This is a genomic window from Kineococcus siccus, from assembly GCF_009906795.1.
Taxonomy (GTDB): domain Bacteria; phylum Actinomycetota; class Actinomycetes; order Actinomycetales; family Kineococcaceae; genus Kineococcus; species Kineococcus siccus.
This window is the reverse complement of the sequence record NZ_JAAALN010000088.1, coordinates 1-16,320: the sequence shown is the minus strand read 5'-3', so window position 1 is coordinate 16,320 and position 16,320 is coordinate 1. Positions and strand designations below refer to the sequence as shown.

Sequence of the window (16,320 nt, the reverse complement as noted above, 5' to 3'; positions counted from 1 at the left end):
CCCCGGGAGCCCCCGTGACCCCCACCGCCACCCGGCGCGCCTGCTACACCGGCTACGTCGTCCAGGCCGTCGTCAACAACCTCGCGCCCCTGCTGTTCATCGTGTTCCAGCGGCGCTACGACGTGCCGCTCGACGTGCTCGGGCGGCTCGTGCTGCTGAACTTCGCGACCCAGCTGGTGACCGACGTGGTGGCCGTCAAGGTCGTCGACCGGATCGGCTACCGGGTCCCCCTCGTGCTGGCCCACGCCCTCGCCGCGACGGGCCTGCTGCTGCTGGCCGCGGGCCCGCAGTGGGGGCCGAGCCCGGCCGCGGGCCTGGCCGTCGCCGTCGTCGTCTACGCCGTGGGCGGGGGGCTGCTGGAGGTCCTCGTCAGCCCGGTCGTGGAGGCGCTGCCGAGCCCGGCCGAGGCGAAGGCCGCGCAGATGAGCCTGCTGCACTCCTTCTACTGCTGGGGGCAGGTCGCCGTCGTCGTCGGGACCACGCTGCTGCTCGCGGCGGTCGGTGAGGAGGACTGGCCGCTGCTGCCCGTGCTGTGGGCGCTCGTGCCGCTCGTGAACCTCGTGGTGTTCACGCGCGTCCCGCTGCCGGCCACGGTGCCCGACGAGCACCGCACCAGCCTGCGCGCGCTGCTGCGCGCGCCCGCGTTCACGGCCGTCCTGCTGCTCATGCTCGCCGCGGGGGCCGCGGAGCTGACGATGTCGCAGTGGTCCTCGCTGTACGCCGAGCAGGGCCTGGGTGCGGCGAAGGTGACGGGGGACCTCGCGGGCCCCGCGCTGTTCGCCGTCCTCATGGGCGTCGGCCGGACGGTGTACGGGCTGTGGGGCAGCCGGATCCCCCTCGTGCCCGCGCTGACGGCGTCGGGGGTCCTGGCGGCCGCGTGCTACGTGGTGGCGGCCGTCTCTGAGAGCCCCGCCGCGGGGCTGGTGGGCTGCGCCGCCTGCGGTCTGGCCGTGGCCCTGCTGTGGCCCGGGGCGTTCAGCCTCGCCGCGGCCCGGTTCCCGCTGGGCGGGGCGGCCATGTTCGGCGTGCTCGCCGTCGCGGGCGACGCGGGCGGGGCGCTGGGACCGTGGGCCGCGGGGGCCCTGGCCGAGGCCTCGACCACCTCGACCGGTGTGCTGCAGCAGATCTCGGAGGCCCTGCCGGCCGACGACGGCTCCGGCCTGCGCGTCGGCCTCCTGCTCGCGGTGGTCTTCCCGCTGCTGGTCGTGGTGGCCGCGGCCGGGTTCGCGGCCCTGCACCGGCGGCGGGCGCTGCCCGCGGGGTGACGCGGAGCGACGCCCGCCGCGCCGTGCAGGGCTGGCCGAGCGGGCCGGACAGTGCCACGCTGCCAGGACGTCCCCGACGTCGAGGACGACGGCCTGCGACCAGGAGGTCAGCCCGTGAGTGCGACGACCGGACGTCCCGACGTGCAGCTCCGCGCGACCACGGGCCGGCGGCAGTTCCTCAACGACCGCGACGACTTCGTGGCCGAGGCGCTCGAGGGGTTCGCGCTGGCCCACCCGCAGCTGGTCTCCCTGCACCGCGACCCCGACTTCGTGCGCCGCGCCCCCGCCGGGCGGCGCCCCGGCAAGGTCGCGCTCGTGTCCGGCGGCGGCTCCGGGCACGAACCCCTGCACACGGGTTTCGTCGGCGTCGGCATGCTCGACGCGGCCGTCCCGGGCCGCGTCTTCACGAGCCCCACGGCGCTGCAGGTGGCCGCGGCCACGCGCGCGGTGAACACCGGCGCGGGCGTCCTGCACGTGGTGAAGAACTACACGGGCGACGTCCTGAACTTCCGGATCGCCGCCGAGCTCGCGACCGACGACGGCGTGGCCGTCGACCAGGTCCTCGTGGAGGACGACCTGGCCACCGACCCGGCCGTCACCGGCCTGGACGACGGGCCCGGCCGCCGGGGCACCGCGGCCGTCGTCGTCGTCGAGAAGGTCTGCGGCGCAGCGGCGGAGGAGGGGGCCGGGCTCGCCGACCTGGTCGCGCTCGGGCGCCGGACGGCGCAGCGCTCCCGCACGCTGTCGATCGCGCTGACCGCCCCCACCCACCCCGGCGAGCGGCTGCCGTCGTTCGACCTGCCCGAGGACGAGGTCGAGTTCGGCGTCGGCATCCACGGCGAGCGCGGCGTGGGGCGCCGCGCGTTCTCCACCGCGGCCGACCTCGCCGAGCAGCTCGTCACCCCCGTCGCCGACGCGATCGAGGTGCAGCGCGGCGACGCGGTGCTCGCGCTCGTCAACGGCCTCGGCTCCACGCACCCGCTCGAACTGTCCGTCGTCTTCCGGGAGGTGGTCCGCGTGCTCGAGGCCCGCGGCGTCCGCGTCGTCCGTTCCCTCGTCGGTTCCCCCGTCACGGCGCTCGACATGGCCGGGGTGTCGGTGACCCTCGTGCCGGCCGACGACGAGGTGGTGCGTCTGTGGGACGCGCCCGCACGGACGGCGGCGCTGACGTGGTGACGCCGCGGCGCCCCCCGCGGCGCACGACCGTCGCCGCGCCCGAGCGCCTGGAGCTGCTGCAGGACGGCACCCCGGTGCCGCCCGTGCGAGGCGGCCGGGCGGCCGACCTCGACGCGACCCGCGTCCGGGCCTGGTGGCTGGGCTTCTCCGAGCAGGTGCGCCACCGCTCCGAGGAGCTCACCGAGCTGGACCGGCTCGCGGGCGACGGCGACTTCGGGCACAACCTCCGCGCCGCCGTGCGGGGCGCCGACGCGCGGCTCGACCGGACCCGCCCGGGCGACGTCGCGGGGGTGTTCGACGCCGTGACGCTGGCGTTCCTGGACACGGGTGGGACCAGCGGGCCGCTGCTCGGCATGTGGTTCCGCGAGTTCTCCCGCCACGGCGGCCAGACGCTGTCCACCGAGGGCCTGGCGGACGCCGCCCGGGCGGGCCTGGACACCGTGCAGCGCCTCGGCGGGGCGCAGCTGGGCGACAAGACGATGGTCGACGCGATGGCGCCCGCCGCCGACGCCCTGCGGGACGCGGCGACAGCCTCGGTGCCCGTCGTGGCCGCGCTCGGCGCGGCGTACCGCGCGGCCGCCGACGGAGCGCGCGGGACGGAGGGGCTGCGGGCCCGCCGCGGGCGCGCGAGCTACGTCGGCGACGTCGCCCGCGGGGTGGTCGACCCCGGGGCGCTCGCCATCGCCTGGTTCTTCGAGCGCGGGACCGTCGTCTGACCCGTCCCCCAAAGTCGTTGACGCCTCAAACAGATGCTGCTACCTTCGGCATCAGCACTTGCGGCAGCAACTACTTCTGGAGGACATCGTGGGCCTGTTCGGTGGCAAGAAGGACAACGGCGGCGCGACGGCGACGGCGACGGCGGAGCTCCCCGCGGTCGAGGGCTGGCAGGCCGGCACGTGGACGATCGACGCGACCCACTCGGAGGTCAGCTTCACGGTCCGCCACATGGCCGTGAGCAAGGTCCGCGGCCGCTTCGGCGAGGTCTCCGGCGAGATCGTGACGTCCGACGACCTGGGCACCTCCAGCGTGACCGCGGAGATCGACGTCACCTCGGTGACGACGTTCAACGAGGCGCGCGACGGCCACCTGAAGACGGGTGACTTCTTCGAGATCGAGACGCACCCGAAGGCCACGTTCCGCAGCACGGGCATCCGCCACGACGGCGACGACTACGTCATCGACGGCGAGCTCACCCTCAAGGGCGTCACCCGCCCCGTCACCCTGGTCACCGAGGTCTCCGGCCTGGGCCCCGACGCCTACGGCGGCACCCGCGTCGGCTTCTCGGCCAAGGGCAGCATCAACCGCCGCGAGTTCGGCCTGTCCTTCGACGCGCGCCTGGACAACGGCGGGCTCGTCGTCGCCGACAAGGTCGACCTGCAGCTCGACGTCGAGGCCGTCCTCAGCGCCTGAGCCCTCCTGCGCCGCCCGCTCAGCCGGACCGTCGCCGGTACCTCCCGGCGACGGTCCGCAGCATCGGCCCCCGGGGCGAGGACGCCATGAGGCGCAGGTCGTCGGCGAGGCCCGTCGTCCCGTCGAGGAAACCCAGGACGCGGTGCACCGGGTTGCGGCGGAACAACCGGACGAACAGCTCGTCGCCCGCCAGGCGCGAGCGCGCCACGGCCTCCAGCACGAGGGAGTCCATCAGCAGGTGGCGGCGGCCGTGCACCTGCGGCGGAACGGGTTCGCGGCCGGCCGCGAGGGCGGCGGCGACCGCGTCGGACTGGCGCTGGACCGCGCTGAACGCGTACCCCGTCGACGGGCGCACGGCCCCGGCCGCGGCCCCGAACCGGACCACCCCCGCGACGGGGTGCGGCGGGAACTCCGCGTCCGTCATCGGGATGACGCCGCGCTCCTCGCCCAGCACCTCGTGCTCACCGACACCGCTGCGCTGCAGGTAGTCCCGCCACGCGTGGTCGTAGCCCTCGTCGGTCAGCAGGTCCCGCGAGAACTCCGTGTACTCCACGAGCGCCTCGTGCGGTGACGTCGGCAGGACGTAGCCGAAGGCGACGCCGCCCCGCGGCTGCGGGACGCGGAAGTCCATCAGCGTGACGGTGGCCGCGTCGAACACCGGGCGGCGCGTGCGGATGCGCCGGCCCAGGAAGTGCTGCAGCAGCAGCGTCCGGCCCGTGCGGGGGACCGGCACGGGCCGCGTGTCCAGCACCCGCCGCGCCGCCAGGTCGACCCCCTCGCCGCGCACGGCGACGCCGGAGCCCGAGGCCGTGAGCTCCTCGACGACCCCGGTCAGCACCGGGACCCCGGCGTCGGCGAGCCGCGCGCGCACCGCGGCCTCGACGTCGGTGGAGTGCAGCATCCGGTAGCGCCACGGGTCCAGGGACCGGCGGACCTCGCTGCCGTCGGCGGCGACCAGGCGCAACTGCGACCAGCTCGCCGCGACGAGGTGGCCGAACGGCCCCGGCCCCGACGCCCCCCACGTGCACCACGTGCGCAGCTGGGTCCGCCGCGCGGACGACGGCGGGGGTTCCACGACGGCGAACCGCACGCCCGTGCCCGCGAGCCGCCACGCCAGGCTCCCGCCGGCCGCCCCGAGGCCGACGACGGCGAGGTCGAGCGGGGGCGGGGTCGGCGCGGTCACCCGCGCAGTGTCCCCCGCGGGCCGGCGCGACCGACCCGGCGGCCCCCTACGCTCGGCGGGACCGGACCCCCGACCGAGAGGACCCGACCCATGTCGCTCATCACCGGTTTCAAGGACTTCGTGCTGCGGGGGAACGTCATCGACCTCGCGGTCGCCGTCGTCATCGGCACGGCGTTCTCCGCGGTGGTCAAGGCGATCGTCGACGGGTTCATCAACCCGCTCATCGCGGCCGTCGTCGGCGGTTCCACGCTCGGCTCGTCGCTGACGGTCGGGTTGCGGGGCGGCGCGGCGCTGCAGTTCGGCAGCGTCCTCGCGGCCGTCCTGAACTTCCTGGTCGTCGCGGCCGTCGTCTACTTCCTCGTCGTGGTGCCGATGAACCGGCTGCTGTCGCTGCGCCGGCGCGACGAGGTGGCCGCCCCGGCCGCACCCGCCGAGGACGTCCGGCTCCTCACCGAGATCCGCGACCTCCTCGCGGCGCAGGACGGGACCGCCACCGGTACCCGGGGCTAGGAGGTCACCGGGTCCCGGGGTTCTCGGGGCCCTCGTCGCCCGGCACGGCCGCGGCCGCGTCCTCGGCGGAGATCTGGACGCCCGCGGTCGGGTCGCCCGCCGCGGTGCCACCGGTCTCGTCGTCGTCCGGGACGCCCGGGACGGCGCCCTCGGGGCGCGCCGGACTTGGCAGGGGACCGCCGCCGCCCGAGGCGCGGGCCACGGGGGAGGTGGCCTGCTCGCTGGTCTGGCGCACCTCGGCGTTGTCGAACACGTCGACCTCGTGGTCGTTGCGGGTCTCGTCGGTGCTCATGCCCCCACCCTCGCGAGCGCGGGAGCCGGCCGCCACCGGGGGCGCGGGGCCGCCGCGGGACGCGACCGGCTCAGGCGCGCGCGGCGGCCACCGCGGCGACGGGCGTGGACCGGCGCCGCAGCCACCGCTCGAACTCCGCGGGCGGCAGCGGCCGGGCGTGCAGGTAGCCCTGCGTCTCGTCCGTGCCGAGCCGGGCCAGGACTGCGAGGGTCGCGGCGTCCTCGACGCCCTCGGCGACGACGCGCAGGCCCAGCCGGTGCGCGAGCCCGACGGTCGCCGCGACGATGTCCGCCGTGCGCGGCTCGCCGAGGACGCGCAGCGTGAACGCCCGGTCCAGCTTCAGCTCGCTCGCCGGGAGGTCGGTCAGGTAGGCCAGCGAGGAGTAGCCGGTCCCGTAGTCGTCGATGCTGAGCTGCACCCCGCGGGCCGTGAGGTCGCGGGCGACGGCGAGCGCCAGCCCGGGGTCGGCCATCAGGGTCGTCTCGGTCACCTCGAGCACCAGCCGGCCGGGCTCGAGACCGCTGCACGCCAGGGCGTCGTCCACCGCGGCGAGGAGCCCGGGGTGGGCGAGCGAGCTGGCGGACAGGTTGACCGAGACGCGCAGCGGCCCGCCCCCGGCCCGCCAGCCGCGGGCCTCCCGGGCGGCGCGGTGCAGCAGGGACGCCGTGAGCCGGTCCATCAGCCCGTGCTCCTCGACGAGGTCGAGGAACGCGACGGGCGGCAGCAGACCGCGGTCGGGGTGCTGCCAGCGCACGAGCGCCTCGACGCCGACGACCACGCCCGACGCGAGGTCGACCTGGGGCTGGTAGAAGAGCACGAGCTGCCGGCCCAGCGCCCCGTCGCCCGCCTCGTCACCGTCCAGCAGCGCGGTGAGGTCGGCCAGCAGGGCCGCGCGGTCGCGGGCCCGGGCGTCGGCGTCCGCGTCGAAGACGCTGAGGCCGCCGCCGGAGCCCTTGGCCACCCACATCGCCGCGTCGGCCCGGCGGAGCAGGTCGTCGGGGTCCAGGGTGCCCGCGGCCGCCGCGGCCACGCCGACGCTCATCCCGACGCCCAGCGGGCGGGCGTCGGCGCGCACGACGGCCGTGACGGCGTCGACCAGCCGCGCGGCGACGGCGGCGCCCCCGCACTCGCTGCCGTCCGGCAGCAGCAGCGCGAACTCGTCGCCGCCCAGGCGCGCGAGCAGGGACCCGGCGGGCGCGGTCGCCTCGAGCGCACCCGTGATGACCCGGAGCAGGTCGTCGCCCTCGACGTGGCCGTAGCGGTCGTTGACCTCCTTGAAGCGGTCGAGGTCGACCACGAGCAGGGCGGCCCCCTCGGCGTCGTCGGCCAGCGCCCGCAGCCGCGCCACGAGGGCGCGGCGGTTGGCGATGCCCGTCAGGTCGTCGGTGAGGGCCTGCAGGCGGGACTCGGCGAGCTCCGCCAGCTCCCGGACCAGCCGCACCACGCGCGTGCTGACCAGCGCGACGGCGGCCGTGGCGTAGGCGATGGGGAAGCCGTCCACGACGGGGGACCCGTGGCCGTCGGCGGCCAGCACGACGACGCTCAGGGCGACCAGCACGACGACCCCCACGGCGGGGGCCCGGTGGCTGATCTGCACCGCCTCGACGGGGTGCCCGCGCAGCGAGACCAGCGCTAGCAGGAGCACGGCGGCGACCCACGACGTGTGCAGCAGCTCGTCGCCCGGCGTCCCGGCGTGGCCCCCCACCACCGTGACGACGAGCAGCGCCGCGAAGCCGGCCCCGAGCAGCCACAGGCGGACGTCGGCCAGCGTGCGGGACGCGGTGGCGACCGTGACCACCGTGCCGAGCAGCACGACGAGCAGCGTGCAGCCGAGCAGCCAGCCCTGCACGCGCCAGACCGGCCAGGTGGCGACCAGCCCGGGCGCGAGGTTGCCGAGCAGCAGGTTGGCCGCCCCCGTCCCGGCCGCCAGGGCGGCCAGGCCGTTGAGGTGGTCGCCCGCGTCGAAGGCGTAGGAGCGGCCCCGGTTCCACCGCGTCACCCCGCCGTAGACGCAGGCCCCCGCGAGCAGGACCGGGACGCCCACGACGACGTGGACGCCCGGGTGGGGCGGTGTCCCCGCCACGTGGTGCCGGACGCCGTCGGCGACGGCGAGCGCGGTCCCGGCGGCGGTCAGGACGGCGGCCCGCGCGAACCAGTGCCAGCAGCTGCCCTCGGGCGAGCGCCGCGCGACGCGCCGCAGCTGGAGGGCGCTCGCGACGGCGACCGCGGTCAGGACGACGTCGACGGCGCTGCCGGGGACGGCGGGCAGCAGGACGACGGGGGCCGCGAGGCCCGCGAGGACGAGGGCGACGAGGAGCGGCCACCGGGTGGGCAGGGGCCCCCGGGGTCCGCGGGCGGGAACCGTCGTCACCCTCGGGAGGTCGGCCGTCCCGGGCCCCGGGTGAACGGTCGAGCCCCCGATCGGCTCAGCCGACGCTCAGGACCCGCAGCGTCCGCAGCCGGTCCAGCGCGGCGGCCACCTCGTGGCGCCGGGGCACGGCGACGTCCGCGTCGAGGCCGGCGAGCCAGCCCGGCAGCGGCCCGGCCGGCCCGGCCGGCTCCGCGTCGAGGAGGTCCAGCGCCTGCGCCAGGGTGCGCCGGCCGTCGAGGTGGCCCGCCACGACGAGCCGGGCGAGGGCGTGGGCGGCCCCGGCCACCTGGGCGGGGTCGGTGAACTGCCGCACGGCCCGCACGTCGACCTCCTCCTCGCCCAGCAGCAGGGTGTCGGTGCCCCGGGCGCCGGCCCGCACCCGGCCGCGTGCGGTGACGCGGACGGACCCGGGATCGGGCACGCGGGCCCGCACGACGATCCGGCCCCCGGCCTCCGGCACGCGCCCGGTCGGGGTCCGCGCCACCTCGCGGGCCCGTGCCGTGACGTCGGTGCCCACGAAGGCGTCCATCAGCAGGACGCGGTCGGCGACGTCGAGGAAGTCGCCCGACGCCCCGACCGCGATCACGGTGGAGACGCCGAGCGCGGCGTGCAGGGCGCGCACCCGGTCCACGAGGGGCGTCAGCGGTTCCCGCGCCACGAGCGCCTGCATGCGGGCGTCGCGGACGAGGTGGTTGGTCGCGGAGGTGTCCTCGTCGACGAGCAGCAGGCCGCAGCCGACCTCGAGCGCCTCCAGGACCGCCGCGGCCTGCGACGTGGACCCCGACGCGTCGGGGGTGGAGAAGTCCGCGGCCCGCAGGCCCCCGGGCAGCTCGCCCACGAAGGCGTCGATCCCGACGCGGGTCACGGCCCGGCCGTCCTCCGCGCGGACCGCGACCGCGTCCGGCCGCGTGACGACGAGCTCGCGCCCGTCGCCCGGCAGGTGGTCGGCGACGCCGGCCTCCAGGGCGCGCAGCAGCGTCGACTTCCCCGCGAAGGCGCCGCCGACCACGACGGTGACGCCCTCGCCGATCCCGGCGCCCGTCGTGGGCCCGCGGTGCGGCAGGTCGACCGTCGTGCGCAGCGAGGGGGGCGAGCGGAACGCGACCGCGTCCTCGGCCGGGCGGTCGTCGGCCCCGCTGCGCCGCGCGAGCACCGCCCCGTCGGCGACGAAGGCCACCAGCCCGAGGCGCGGGAGGGCGGCGCGCAGCCAGGAAGCGTCGTCGACCGCGTCGACGACGGCGCGCAGCTCCTCGGCGTCGTGGGCCGCGGCGCGCAGGCAGCGGTGGACGAGGTCCGGCAGGAGGGTCGTGAGCTCGTGCGTGGCCGTCCGGCCGTCGACGCGGCGTCGGGGCCCGGGCAGGGGGTAGGCGAAGCGGAGCACGACGTCCCCGGCCGGGCCGACCTCGCAGCTGCTGCGCTGCAGCACCTCCGGGCCGCCGGCGTCGACGCGGAACGGGCTGGCGGGCACGGCCGCCGCGGCCCGCGCGAGGACCGACGCGAGCGCCCGGGCCCGCGTCGCCGTGGCGCGCAGGCCGGGCGGGAAGCCCGCGGCGGCGGCGTCGAGGTGGACCTCGCACCGGCTGGGCGGCGCGAACGGGTCCGGCTGGGTGCGGGTCACGACGAGCGTCGCCCCCGCCCCGAGGGCCCACCGGCCGCGGAGCGAGCGGTAGCGCGCGTAGGAGCCGCCGTGCAGGTCCGCCAGCGCGGCGCGCAGGGCCGCCGGGGTGTCGTCGGGCGCCACGGGGCGAGGCTAGGCGTCTCGGCGCCGGGTCGGGGGTCGCGGGGAGCCGCGGCGCGGGCCACCGTGGACGCGTGCACGTCGACCACGCCCCCGCCGCGTCCGCCGTCCTCGCCTCCCTCGACGTCCTGGAGCAGACCCTGGGCGGTCTGCGCGACGAGGACCTCCTCGCCGCGAGCCGCTGCCGCGGGTGGACGGCGGGCGACGTCCTCGCGCACGTGCACCTCGGGCTGCAGGAGATGCTGCTGGGCCTGGTGTCCCCCACGACGACGGAGCCGGCGGACAGCGACGCGGCCGCCTACTGGCGGGGCGAGGCGGCGGCCGGTGGCGACGCGGCCGCCCGCACGGCCCAGGTGCGGTTCGTGCGCCTGCTCGCCTCCGCCTACCGCGACCCGACGGGGCTGGTGACCCACACGCTGCCGACCCTGGGCGCCGTCCGATCAGTGGTCACGACCCTGGCGCCGGGCCGGCTCGCCTTCCAGGGCCAGGTCCTCGGCACGGGGGACTTCCTCGCCACGTGGGCGTGCGAGCTCGCGGTCCACCAGCTCGACGTCGGTCCCGAGCTGGACGTGCCCGCACCCGACCCCGGCGCGCTGCGGATCGCGCGCGCGACGGGCGAGGCGCTGGACGCGGCGCGTGGGAGCGCTCTCGCGCGCGCGGCGGACACGGCGGCCGTGCTCGCGCTCTGGCGGCACCCGGGAGGGTGAGCCGAGCTCAACCGCGGGGCCCGGGGTGTCGATGCCGACGGCGTGTCGACGGCCCGCTCCGCGCAGGTCACCGCGCCGGGGCCCGCCGAGGAGCTCGCCGCGCTGGTGGCCTCCGCCGAGCACGCCCGGACGCAGGGCGCCTACCAGGAGGGCCGGGTCCTCGCCGAGCGCGCCGCGGAGCTCGCTGCCCGCCTGGGCGACGACGCGCGGCTGGCCCTGGCCCTGCGGCTGGTGTGCAACCAGGCCGTGCGGCTGGGCGAGCACGAGGACGCGGCCCGCGCCGGGCGGCGGGCCGTCGCGGCGTCCGAGCGCGCCGGGGACGTCGCGGGATCGGTCGACGCGCTGAACCTGCTCGCCCTCACCTACCTGGAGCTGGGCCTGTTCGAGGAGGCGCTGACGGCCATCGAGCAGGCCCTGGCCACGGTCGCGACGCTCGAGGACCACGAGCTGCGGTCGGGCACCTTCAACCGCGCCGGGAGCGTCCGCTCGACGCTGGGCGACGTCGCGGCCGCCGCCGCCATGTTCGACCGCGCCGAGGCGGAGCTGCGGGCGCTGGGGACCGCGGCCGCACCGGAGACGGAGTTCTGCTTCCTCACCAACACCACCGACCTGGTCATCCAGAGCGCCGCGCGGGGCGACGACGTGCCCGTCGACGAGCTGTGGGCCGGCGTCGCGCGGGCCCGGCGCGCCCTCGAGCTCGCCGAGAGCTCCGGCAACCCCTACCGGGTCGCGCTGTCGCACCTCAACGCCGGCTGCGTGCTCGCCCACCTCGACGGCGAGGCCGCCGAGGCGAGCTTCACCGCCGCGGTCGACCTCAGCCGCGCGCACGGCTACCGCTCGCTGGAGCTGGGCGTGCTGGAGGCGCGGGCCCAGGACGCGCAGCGCCGCGGGGACCACCGCGGGGCGCTCACGCTCCTCGACGAGGTCGTCGCCCTGGCCGAGGAGACCCACGAGTCCTCGGTCGCCCTCGCGGCGCACCGCACGGCGTCGGCGTCGTGGGAGGCGCTGGGCGACTTCCGGCGGGCCCTGGACTCCTACCGCCGCTACCACGAGCTCGAGGCCCGCGCCCGCACCCAGACGGCCGAGGTGCGCGCCCGCCTGCTGGGCGTGGGCGAGGAGCTGCACCAGCTGCGCCACGAGGCCGCGGAGCTCGAGCGGCGCGTCCTGGAGGACGCCCTCACGGGCATCGGCAACCGGCGGCTGTTCGACGAGGTCGTGCCCGGCCTGCTGGCCGCGGCCCGGCCCGGTGACCAGCTGTGCGTCGCGCTGCTGGACGTCGACCACTTCAAGGCCGTCAACGACACCTTCGGGCACGCGACGGGCGACGTCGTGCTGCGGACCCTGGGCCGGCTGCTGCGCGAGAGCGTGCGCCGCGACGACGTGCTCGTGCGCCTGGGCGGGGAGGAGTTCGCCGTCGTCTGCGTGCTGCCGGAGCCGGGGCTCGCCGAGCAGCTCGCCGAGACGTGCCGGGCCCGCATCGAGGCCCACGACTGGACGGAGGTCGCGGCCGGGCTCCGCGTCACGGCCTCGGTCGGCGTCGTGACGGCCGACGCCCCGCTGCGCGCCGGCGTCGACGACCTCGTGGCGAGCGCCGACGGGCTGCTCTACGCGGCCAAGGCCGCGGGCCGCAACCGCGTGCACGCGCTAGCGCTGGGCCAGGACCTCGCGCAGGCCGAGCGGCGGGTGCCCGGTCAGCTCCTCGACCGCGCCCGAGACGACGTCCAGCTCCCCTGACGCGATGGCCGTGTAGGTGCTGACCCAGCCGTCGAGCATCCACCGCGGGGCGCCCGAGGAGGCGCGCGACGCGTACGCCTCCTCGACCGTCTCGTCGACGTAGCGGACCTCGGTGCCCCCCGCGCGGGTCAGCTCGGCGGCGACCTCGGCGAGCGTCGTCGACTCCGGCCCCGTGAGGTCGTACGTCCGGCCCGCGTGCCGGTCGTCGAGCAGGGCCGCGAGCGCCGCGTCGGCGACGTCCTCGCGCGCCACGGCCGCGAGCCGGCCGTCGCCCGCCGGGCCCCGCAGCACGCCGTCGGTGACGAACTCCGGCAGCACGTCGAGGTAGAAGGAGTTGCGCAGGACGGTCGCCTCCAGCCCCGCGTCGGCGAGGAACCGCTCGGTCGCGGCGTGGTCGCGGCCGAAGGTGAAGGTGCAGTCGGGGGCCGCGCCGAGGAAGGAGGTGTAGACCACGCGCCGCACGCCGGCCGCCGCGGCGGCCTCCACGGCGTTGTGGTGCTGACGGACCCGGTCGGCGTCCTCGGCGGCCGAGACCAGCAGCAGCACGTCGACGCCCGTGAAGGCCTCGACGAGCGAGCCCGCGTCGGCGTACGTGGCCACCGCGACCTCCGCACCCGGCAGCGCGGGGGCGCGGGCCGCGTCCCGCACCACCAGCCGCTGCGGCGCGCCGCCCGCCGCCAGCCTGCGCGCCACCCGCCCGCCGACGTGTCCCGTCGCGCCCGTCACCCCGATGAGTCCCACGGGCCCAGCGTGCCAGCTGCCCGCCGGTGCCGGCTGCCCGCCGCCGCTCGGGCCCGTCAGTCCTCGTGCAGGGTCACGGTGCCGTCCGCGCCGACGCCGTAGACGGAGACGCCGAGGGCGTACCGGATCTCGGGCTGGACGCGGAACGCCGCGAAGACGGGCCCGCCCTCGGGCACGACGAGCGCGTACCGGACCAGCTCGTCGTCGGCCATCAGCCGCAGGAGCGAGCCCCAGAGGGTGTCGAGCGCCGTCTCCGGGTCCGGCGTGGCGCCCTGGACGGCCGCCACGAGCCGGCGGCCGGAGCGCTCGGCGACCACGACGGGGTGGCCCTCGACCTCGTCGACGTCCCAGCCCTGCGCGGTCAGCCACGCGGTGAACGTCCGCTGGACGTCGTCTGGGTGCACGCCGCCAGGCTAGGCGTGCGCGTCCGCCTGTGGAGGTCCGGCGAGGACCCGGGTGCGGACCTGCACGACAGCTCCCCGGGAACGGCGGAGGCCCCGGTCACCCGACCGGGGCCTCCGACTGCTGTGCGCGAGGGGGGAGTTGAACCCCCACGCCCTTTCGGGCACACGGACCTGAACCGTGCGCGTCTGCCTATTCCGCCACTCGCGCAGACGCTGAAGACCTTAGCAGCCCCTGCGGGCGCCCGAGGACGCGCTGATCACGCGGGAGCGGGTCGGGGGGGTCGCACCCCGTTACGATGCCGACGGACCGAAGGGCGCAGGGGCGGGATCGACGGAGCGGGGAGGGTCGGCGTGGGCGTGCTGGACCGCTTCGAGCGCGGCGTCGAACGCGCCGTCAACGGCGTCTTCGCGCGGGCGTTCCGCAGCGAGGTGCAGCCCGTGGAGGTCGCGAGCGCCCTGCGCCGCGAGCTCGACGACCGGGCCGCGGTGCTCTCGCGCGGACGGACCCTGGTGCCCAACAGCTTCGTCGTGGAGCTCGGCCGCTCCGACCACGACAAGATCGCGTCCTGGCAGGACACGCTCGCCGACGAGCTCGTCGCGGCCGTCACCCAGCACGCCGACAAGCAGCGGTACTCCTTCGTCGGCCCGGTGCGCGTCGACTTCCACGAGGCCGACGACCTCGAGACCGGCGTCTTCCGCGTCCTGAGCTCGACCGTGAAGGGGCGCGTGGCGCCGGCGACGCCGCGCACGTCCACGGCCGGCCGGCCGCGCCTGGACGTGGACGGCCGCGGCTACGTGCTCACCGAGGCCGTGACCGTCATCGGCCGCGGCTCCGACGCCGACGTCGTCGTGGACGACCCGGGGGTCTCCCGCCGCCACGCCGAGGTGCGGGTGACGCCGCACGGGGCGCGGCTGGTCGACCTGGGCTCCACCAACGGCACCTTCGTGGACGGGGAGCAGATCTCCTCCACCGACCTGTTCGACGGCACCGCCGTGACCATCGGCCGGACCCGTCTCGTCTTCCACTCGGGCCGGCGCGACGAGAGCTGGACCTGATCCCCTCGTGAGCGAGCTCACCCTGACCGCCCTGCGGCTCGGCCTGCTGGTCGTGCTGTGGCTCTTCGTGCTCGCCGTCGTGGGCGTGCTGCGCGCCGACCTCTTCGGCACCCGCGTCACGGCCCGCCGCACCGACCGCGCGCGGCCGCGCACCCCGCGCGGCGAGGCGGCGCCGGCCCGGGAGCCCGCCCGCCCGGCCCGCGCCACCCTCGTCGTGGTCGAGGGGTCGCTGCGCGGCACGACGCTGGCGCTCGGGACGGCGCCCGTCCTCATCGGGCGCGGACCCGACTGCACGCTCGTCCTGGACGACGAGTACGCCTCCACCAAGCACGTGCGGATCTCCGCGGACCCCGCGGGCGAGGGCTGGGTCGTGGAGGACCTGCAGTCGACCAACGGGTCGTTCCTCGGCCGCGACCGGCTGAGCGTCCCCCGCCCCTTCGAGCCGGGCACGCCGCTGCGCATCGGCAAGACCGTGCTCGAGCTGCGGAGGTAGCCGTGGCGATCGCCCTGCGCTACGCGGCCCGCTCCGACGTCGGCCTCGTCCGCTCCAGCAACCAGGACTCCGGCTACGCGGGGCCGCACCTGCTCGTCATCGCCGACGGCATGGGCGGGCACGCGGGCGGCGACGTCGCGAGCTCGCTCGCGGTCGGCGAGCTGTCGGTCCTGGACGGGGAGTCGCACGGCAGCGACGACGCGGCCGAGCACCTGGCGACCGCCCTGGAGGCCGCGAACGCGCAGCTGCGCGACCGCGTGGGCGTCGAACCCGAGCTGTCGGGCATGGGCACGACCGTGACGGCGATCCTGCGGGCCGGGTCGCGCCTCGTGCTGGCGCACATCGGCGACTCGCGCGGCTACCTGCTGCGCGGAGGCGTGCTGACCCAGCTGACGCGCGACCACAGCTACGTGCAGAGCCTCGTCGACGACGGCAAGCTCACGCCCGAGGAGGCCGAGCACCACCCGCAGCGGTCGGTGATCATGCGGGTGCTGACGGGCGAGCGCCAGGACACGGCCGACGTCTCGGTGCGCGAGGCGCGCCCCGGCGACCGCTACCTGCTGTGCTCCGACGGCCTGTCGGGCGTCGTCAGCCACGAGACGCTGGCCGAGGCCCTCGGGGCGGGCGACGCGCCGGACGCGACGTGCGACCGGCTGGTCGAGCTGGCGCTGCGCGGCGGCGGCCCCGACAACGTCTCGTGCGTCGTCGCGGACGTCGTCGAGCTCGGCGGGGGCACCCCGCCGTCGACCACGCCGCAGGTCGTGGGTGCCGCGGCGTTCCGCCGGCCGAACCGCTCGGTGGCCGCCGGGACGCCCGCGGCCCGGGCGCGCGAGCTGCGCGCGGCGGGCGACGACGACGAGGAGGACGACCACCCGGGCCCCACCGACCGCGAGCGCCGCGCCCGGCGGCTGCGCTGGGTCGCGGGGCCGCTGGTGCTCGTCCTGCTCCTGCTCGCCGGCGGGTACGGCGTGTGGTCGTGGAGCCGGCAGCAGTACTTCGTGGGCGCCGACGCCGGCCGCGTCGCGCTGTACCGCGGCCTCACGCAGGACCTCGGGCCGCTGGTGACGTCCTCGGTGCTCGAGCGGACGACGGTCGCGGTCGACGACCTGCCGCAGGCCTGGCGGCAGCGCGTCGAGGACCGCATCAGCGCGGACGACCGCGCCGGGGCGGAGGCGACCGTCGAGGAGCTGCGCGGGCTGGCCGCGCAGTGCCGGGCCATCGCGTCGCCCCCTCCGACCAC

16 protein-coding genes and 1 tRNA gene are annotated in these 16,320 nt (G+C 77.1%); 10 read left to right on the top strand and 7 right to left on the bottom strand.

Annotated elements, in window-relative coordinates; all coding sequences use genetic code 11:
* Positions 1–14: 14 nt before the first annotated feature.
* The 4 genes from GTR02_RS11475 to GTR02_RS11460 all read left to right on the top strand — a co-directional run bounded on the left by GTR02_RS11475 (position 15) and on the right by GTR02_RS11460 (position 3,851).
* On the top strand, positions 15–1,265 hold the full coding sequence (locus GTR02_RS11475; protein ID WP_166607630.1) for an MFS transporter: 1,251 nt from the start codon (positions 15–17) through the stop codon (positions 1,263–1,265).
* Positions 1,266–1,379: 114 nt separating this feature from the next.
* Positions 1,380–2,441, top strand: coding sequence for a dihydroxyacetone kinase subunit DhaK (locus GTR02_RS11470; RefSeq protein WP_166607629.1), 1,062 nt, complete (start codon positions 1,380–1,382; stop codon positions 2,439–2,441).
* Complete coding sequence (locus GTR02_RS11465) at positions 2,438–3,157, top strand: DAK2 domain-containing protein (RefSeq protein WP_205709077.1); 720 nt, start codon at positions 2,438–2,440, stop codon at positions 3,155–3,157. Before GTR02_RS11470 ends, GTR02_RS11465 begins: the two co-directional genes overlap by 4 nt.
* An 88-nt stretch (positions 3,158–3,245) precedes the next feature.
* Entirely contained in the window at positions 3,246–3,851 is a 606-nt protein-coding gene (locus tag GTR02_RS11460; RefSeq protein WP_166607628.1) for a YceI family protein, read from the top strand.
* A 19-nt stretch (positions 3,852–3,870) separates the two neighbouring features.
* Here GTR02_RS11460 and GTR02_RS11455 read toward each other — a convergent pair whose 3' ends face one another.
* A complete protein-coding gene (locus GTR02_RS11455; RefSeq protein WP_166607627.1) occupies positions 3,871–5,034 on the bottom strand; it encodes a lycopene cyclase family protein in 1,164 nt (387 codons plus the stop codon).
* Positions 5,035–5,124: 90 nt separating this feature from the next.
* Here GTR02_RS11455 and mscL point away from each other — a divergent pair, with 90 nt between their 5' ends.
* The gene (gene mscL, locus GTR02_RS11450; RefSeq protein WP_166607626.1) at positions 5,125–5,544 is read left to right on the top strand and encodes a large conductance mechanosensitive channel protein MscL; all 420 of its coding nucleotides are present in this window, start codon (positions 5,125–5,127) and stop codon (positions 5,542–5,544) included.
* Positions 5,545–5,548: 4 nt separating this feature from the next.
* Here the strand turns inward: mscL and GTR02_RS11445 are convergent, their stop codons facing one another.
* From GTR02_RS11445 to GTR02_RS11435, 3 genes are all read right to left on the bottom strand, one after another.
* The gene (locus GTR02_RS11445; RefSeq protein ID WP_166607625.1) at positions 5,549–5,836 is read right to left on the bottom strand and encodes a hypothetical protein; all 288 of its coding nucleotides are present in this window, start codon (positions 5,834–5,836) and stop codon (positions 5,549–5,551) included.
* A gap of 70 nt (positions 5,837–5,906) precedes the next feature.
* Positions 5,907–8,207 (bottom strand): EAL domain-containing protein, encoded by a 2,301-nt coding sequence (locus GTR02_RS24405; RefSeq protein WP_166607624.1) that lies wholly within the window; start codon positions 8,205–8,207, stop codon positions 5,907–5,909.
* A 55-nt stretch (positions 8,208–8,262) separates the two neighbouring features.
* Positions 8,263–9,948: a P-loop domain-containing protein gene (locus GTR02_RS11435; RefSeq protein WP_338073752.1), complete on the bottom strand. Its 1,686-nt coding sequence runs from the start codon at positions 9,946–9,948 to the stop codon at positions 8,263–8,265.
* 71 nt (positions 9,949–10,019) lie between these two features.
* Between GTR02_RS11435 and GTR02_RS11430 the strand changes: the two genes are divergently transcribed.
* Both GTR02_RS11430 and GTR02_RS11425 read left to right on the top strand, forming a co-directional pair.
* The gene (locus GTR02_RS11430; RefSeq protein ID WP_166607623.1) at positions 10,020–10,652 is read left to right on the top strand and encodes a maleylpyruvate isomerase N-terminal domain-containing protein; all 633 of its coding nucleotides are present in this window, start codon (positions 10,020–10,022) and stop codon (positions 10,650–10,652) included.
* Positions 10,653–10,694: 42 nt separating this feature from the next.
* Positions 10,695–12,386, top strand: coding sequence for a diguanylate cyclase (locus tag GTR02_RS11425; protein WP_166607622.1), 1,692 nt, complete (start codon positions 10,695–10,697; stop codon positions 12,384–12,386).
* Here GTR02_RS11425 and GTR02_RS11420 read toward each other — a convergent pair.
* The 3 genes from GTR02_RS11420 to GTR02_RS11410 form a co-directional block, all read right to left on the bottom strand.
* Positions 12,297–13,127, bottom strand: a complete 831-nt coding sequence (locus GTR02_RS11420; protein ID WP_166607621.1) for an NAD(P)H-binding protein — start codon at positions 13,125–13,127, stop codon at positions 12,297–12,299. The genes GTR02_RS11425 and GTR02_RS11420 overlap by 90 nt on opposite strands.
* A gap of 56 nt (positions 13,128–13,183) precedes the next feature.
* Positions 13,184–13,531, bottom strand: a complete 348-nt coding sequence (locus GTR02_RS11415) for a hypothetical protein (RefSeq protein WP_166607620.1) — start codon at positions 13,529–13,531, stop codon at positions 13,184–13,186.
* Between the two features lie 124 nt (positions 13,532–13,655).
* Positions 13,656–13,739 (bottom strand) — tRNA-Leu (locus GTR02_RS11410).
* A 143-nt stretch (positions 13,740–13,882) separates the two neighbouring features.
* Here GTR02_RS11410 and GTR02_RS11405 point away from each other — a divergent pair.
* The 3 genes from GTR02_RS11405 to GTR02_RS11395 all read left to right on the top strand — a co-directional run.
* Positions 13,883–14,587 carry an FhaA domain-containing protein gene (locus GTR02_RS11405; RefSeq protein WP_166607619.1) on the top strand — a complete coding sequence of 235 codons (705 nt, stop codon included), beginning with the start codon at positions 13,883–13,885 and terminating at the stop codon, positions 14,585–14,587.
* Positions 14,588–14,594: 7 nt separating this feature from the next.
* On the top strand, positions 14,595–15,080 hold the full coding sequence (locus GTR02_RS11400; RefSeq protein ID WP_166607618.1) for an FHA domain-containing protein FhaB/FipA: 486 nt from the start codon (positions 14,595–14,597) through the stop codon (positions 15,078–15,080).
* Between the two features lie 2 nt (positions 15,081–15,082).
* Positions 15,083–16,320, top strand: a 1,238-nt coding sequence (locus GTR02_RS11395) for a protein phosphatase 2C domain-containing protein (protein WP_166607617.1), incomplete at its 3' end; no start/stop codon positions are given.

Coding starts and splice junctions, on each gene's coding strand:
- GTR02_RS11445 (WP_166607625.1), bottom strand. CDS start 5,836: ATGAGCACCGACGAGACCCGCAACGACCACGAGGTCGACGTGTTCGAC.
- mscL (WP_166607626.1), top strand. CDS start 5,125: ATGTCGCTCATCACCGGTTTCAAGGACTTCGTGCTGCGGGGGAACGTC.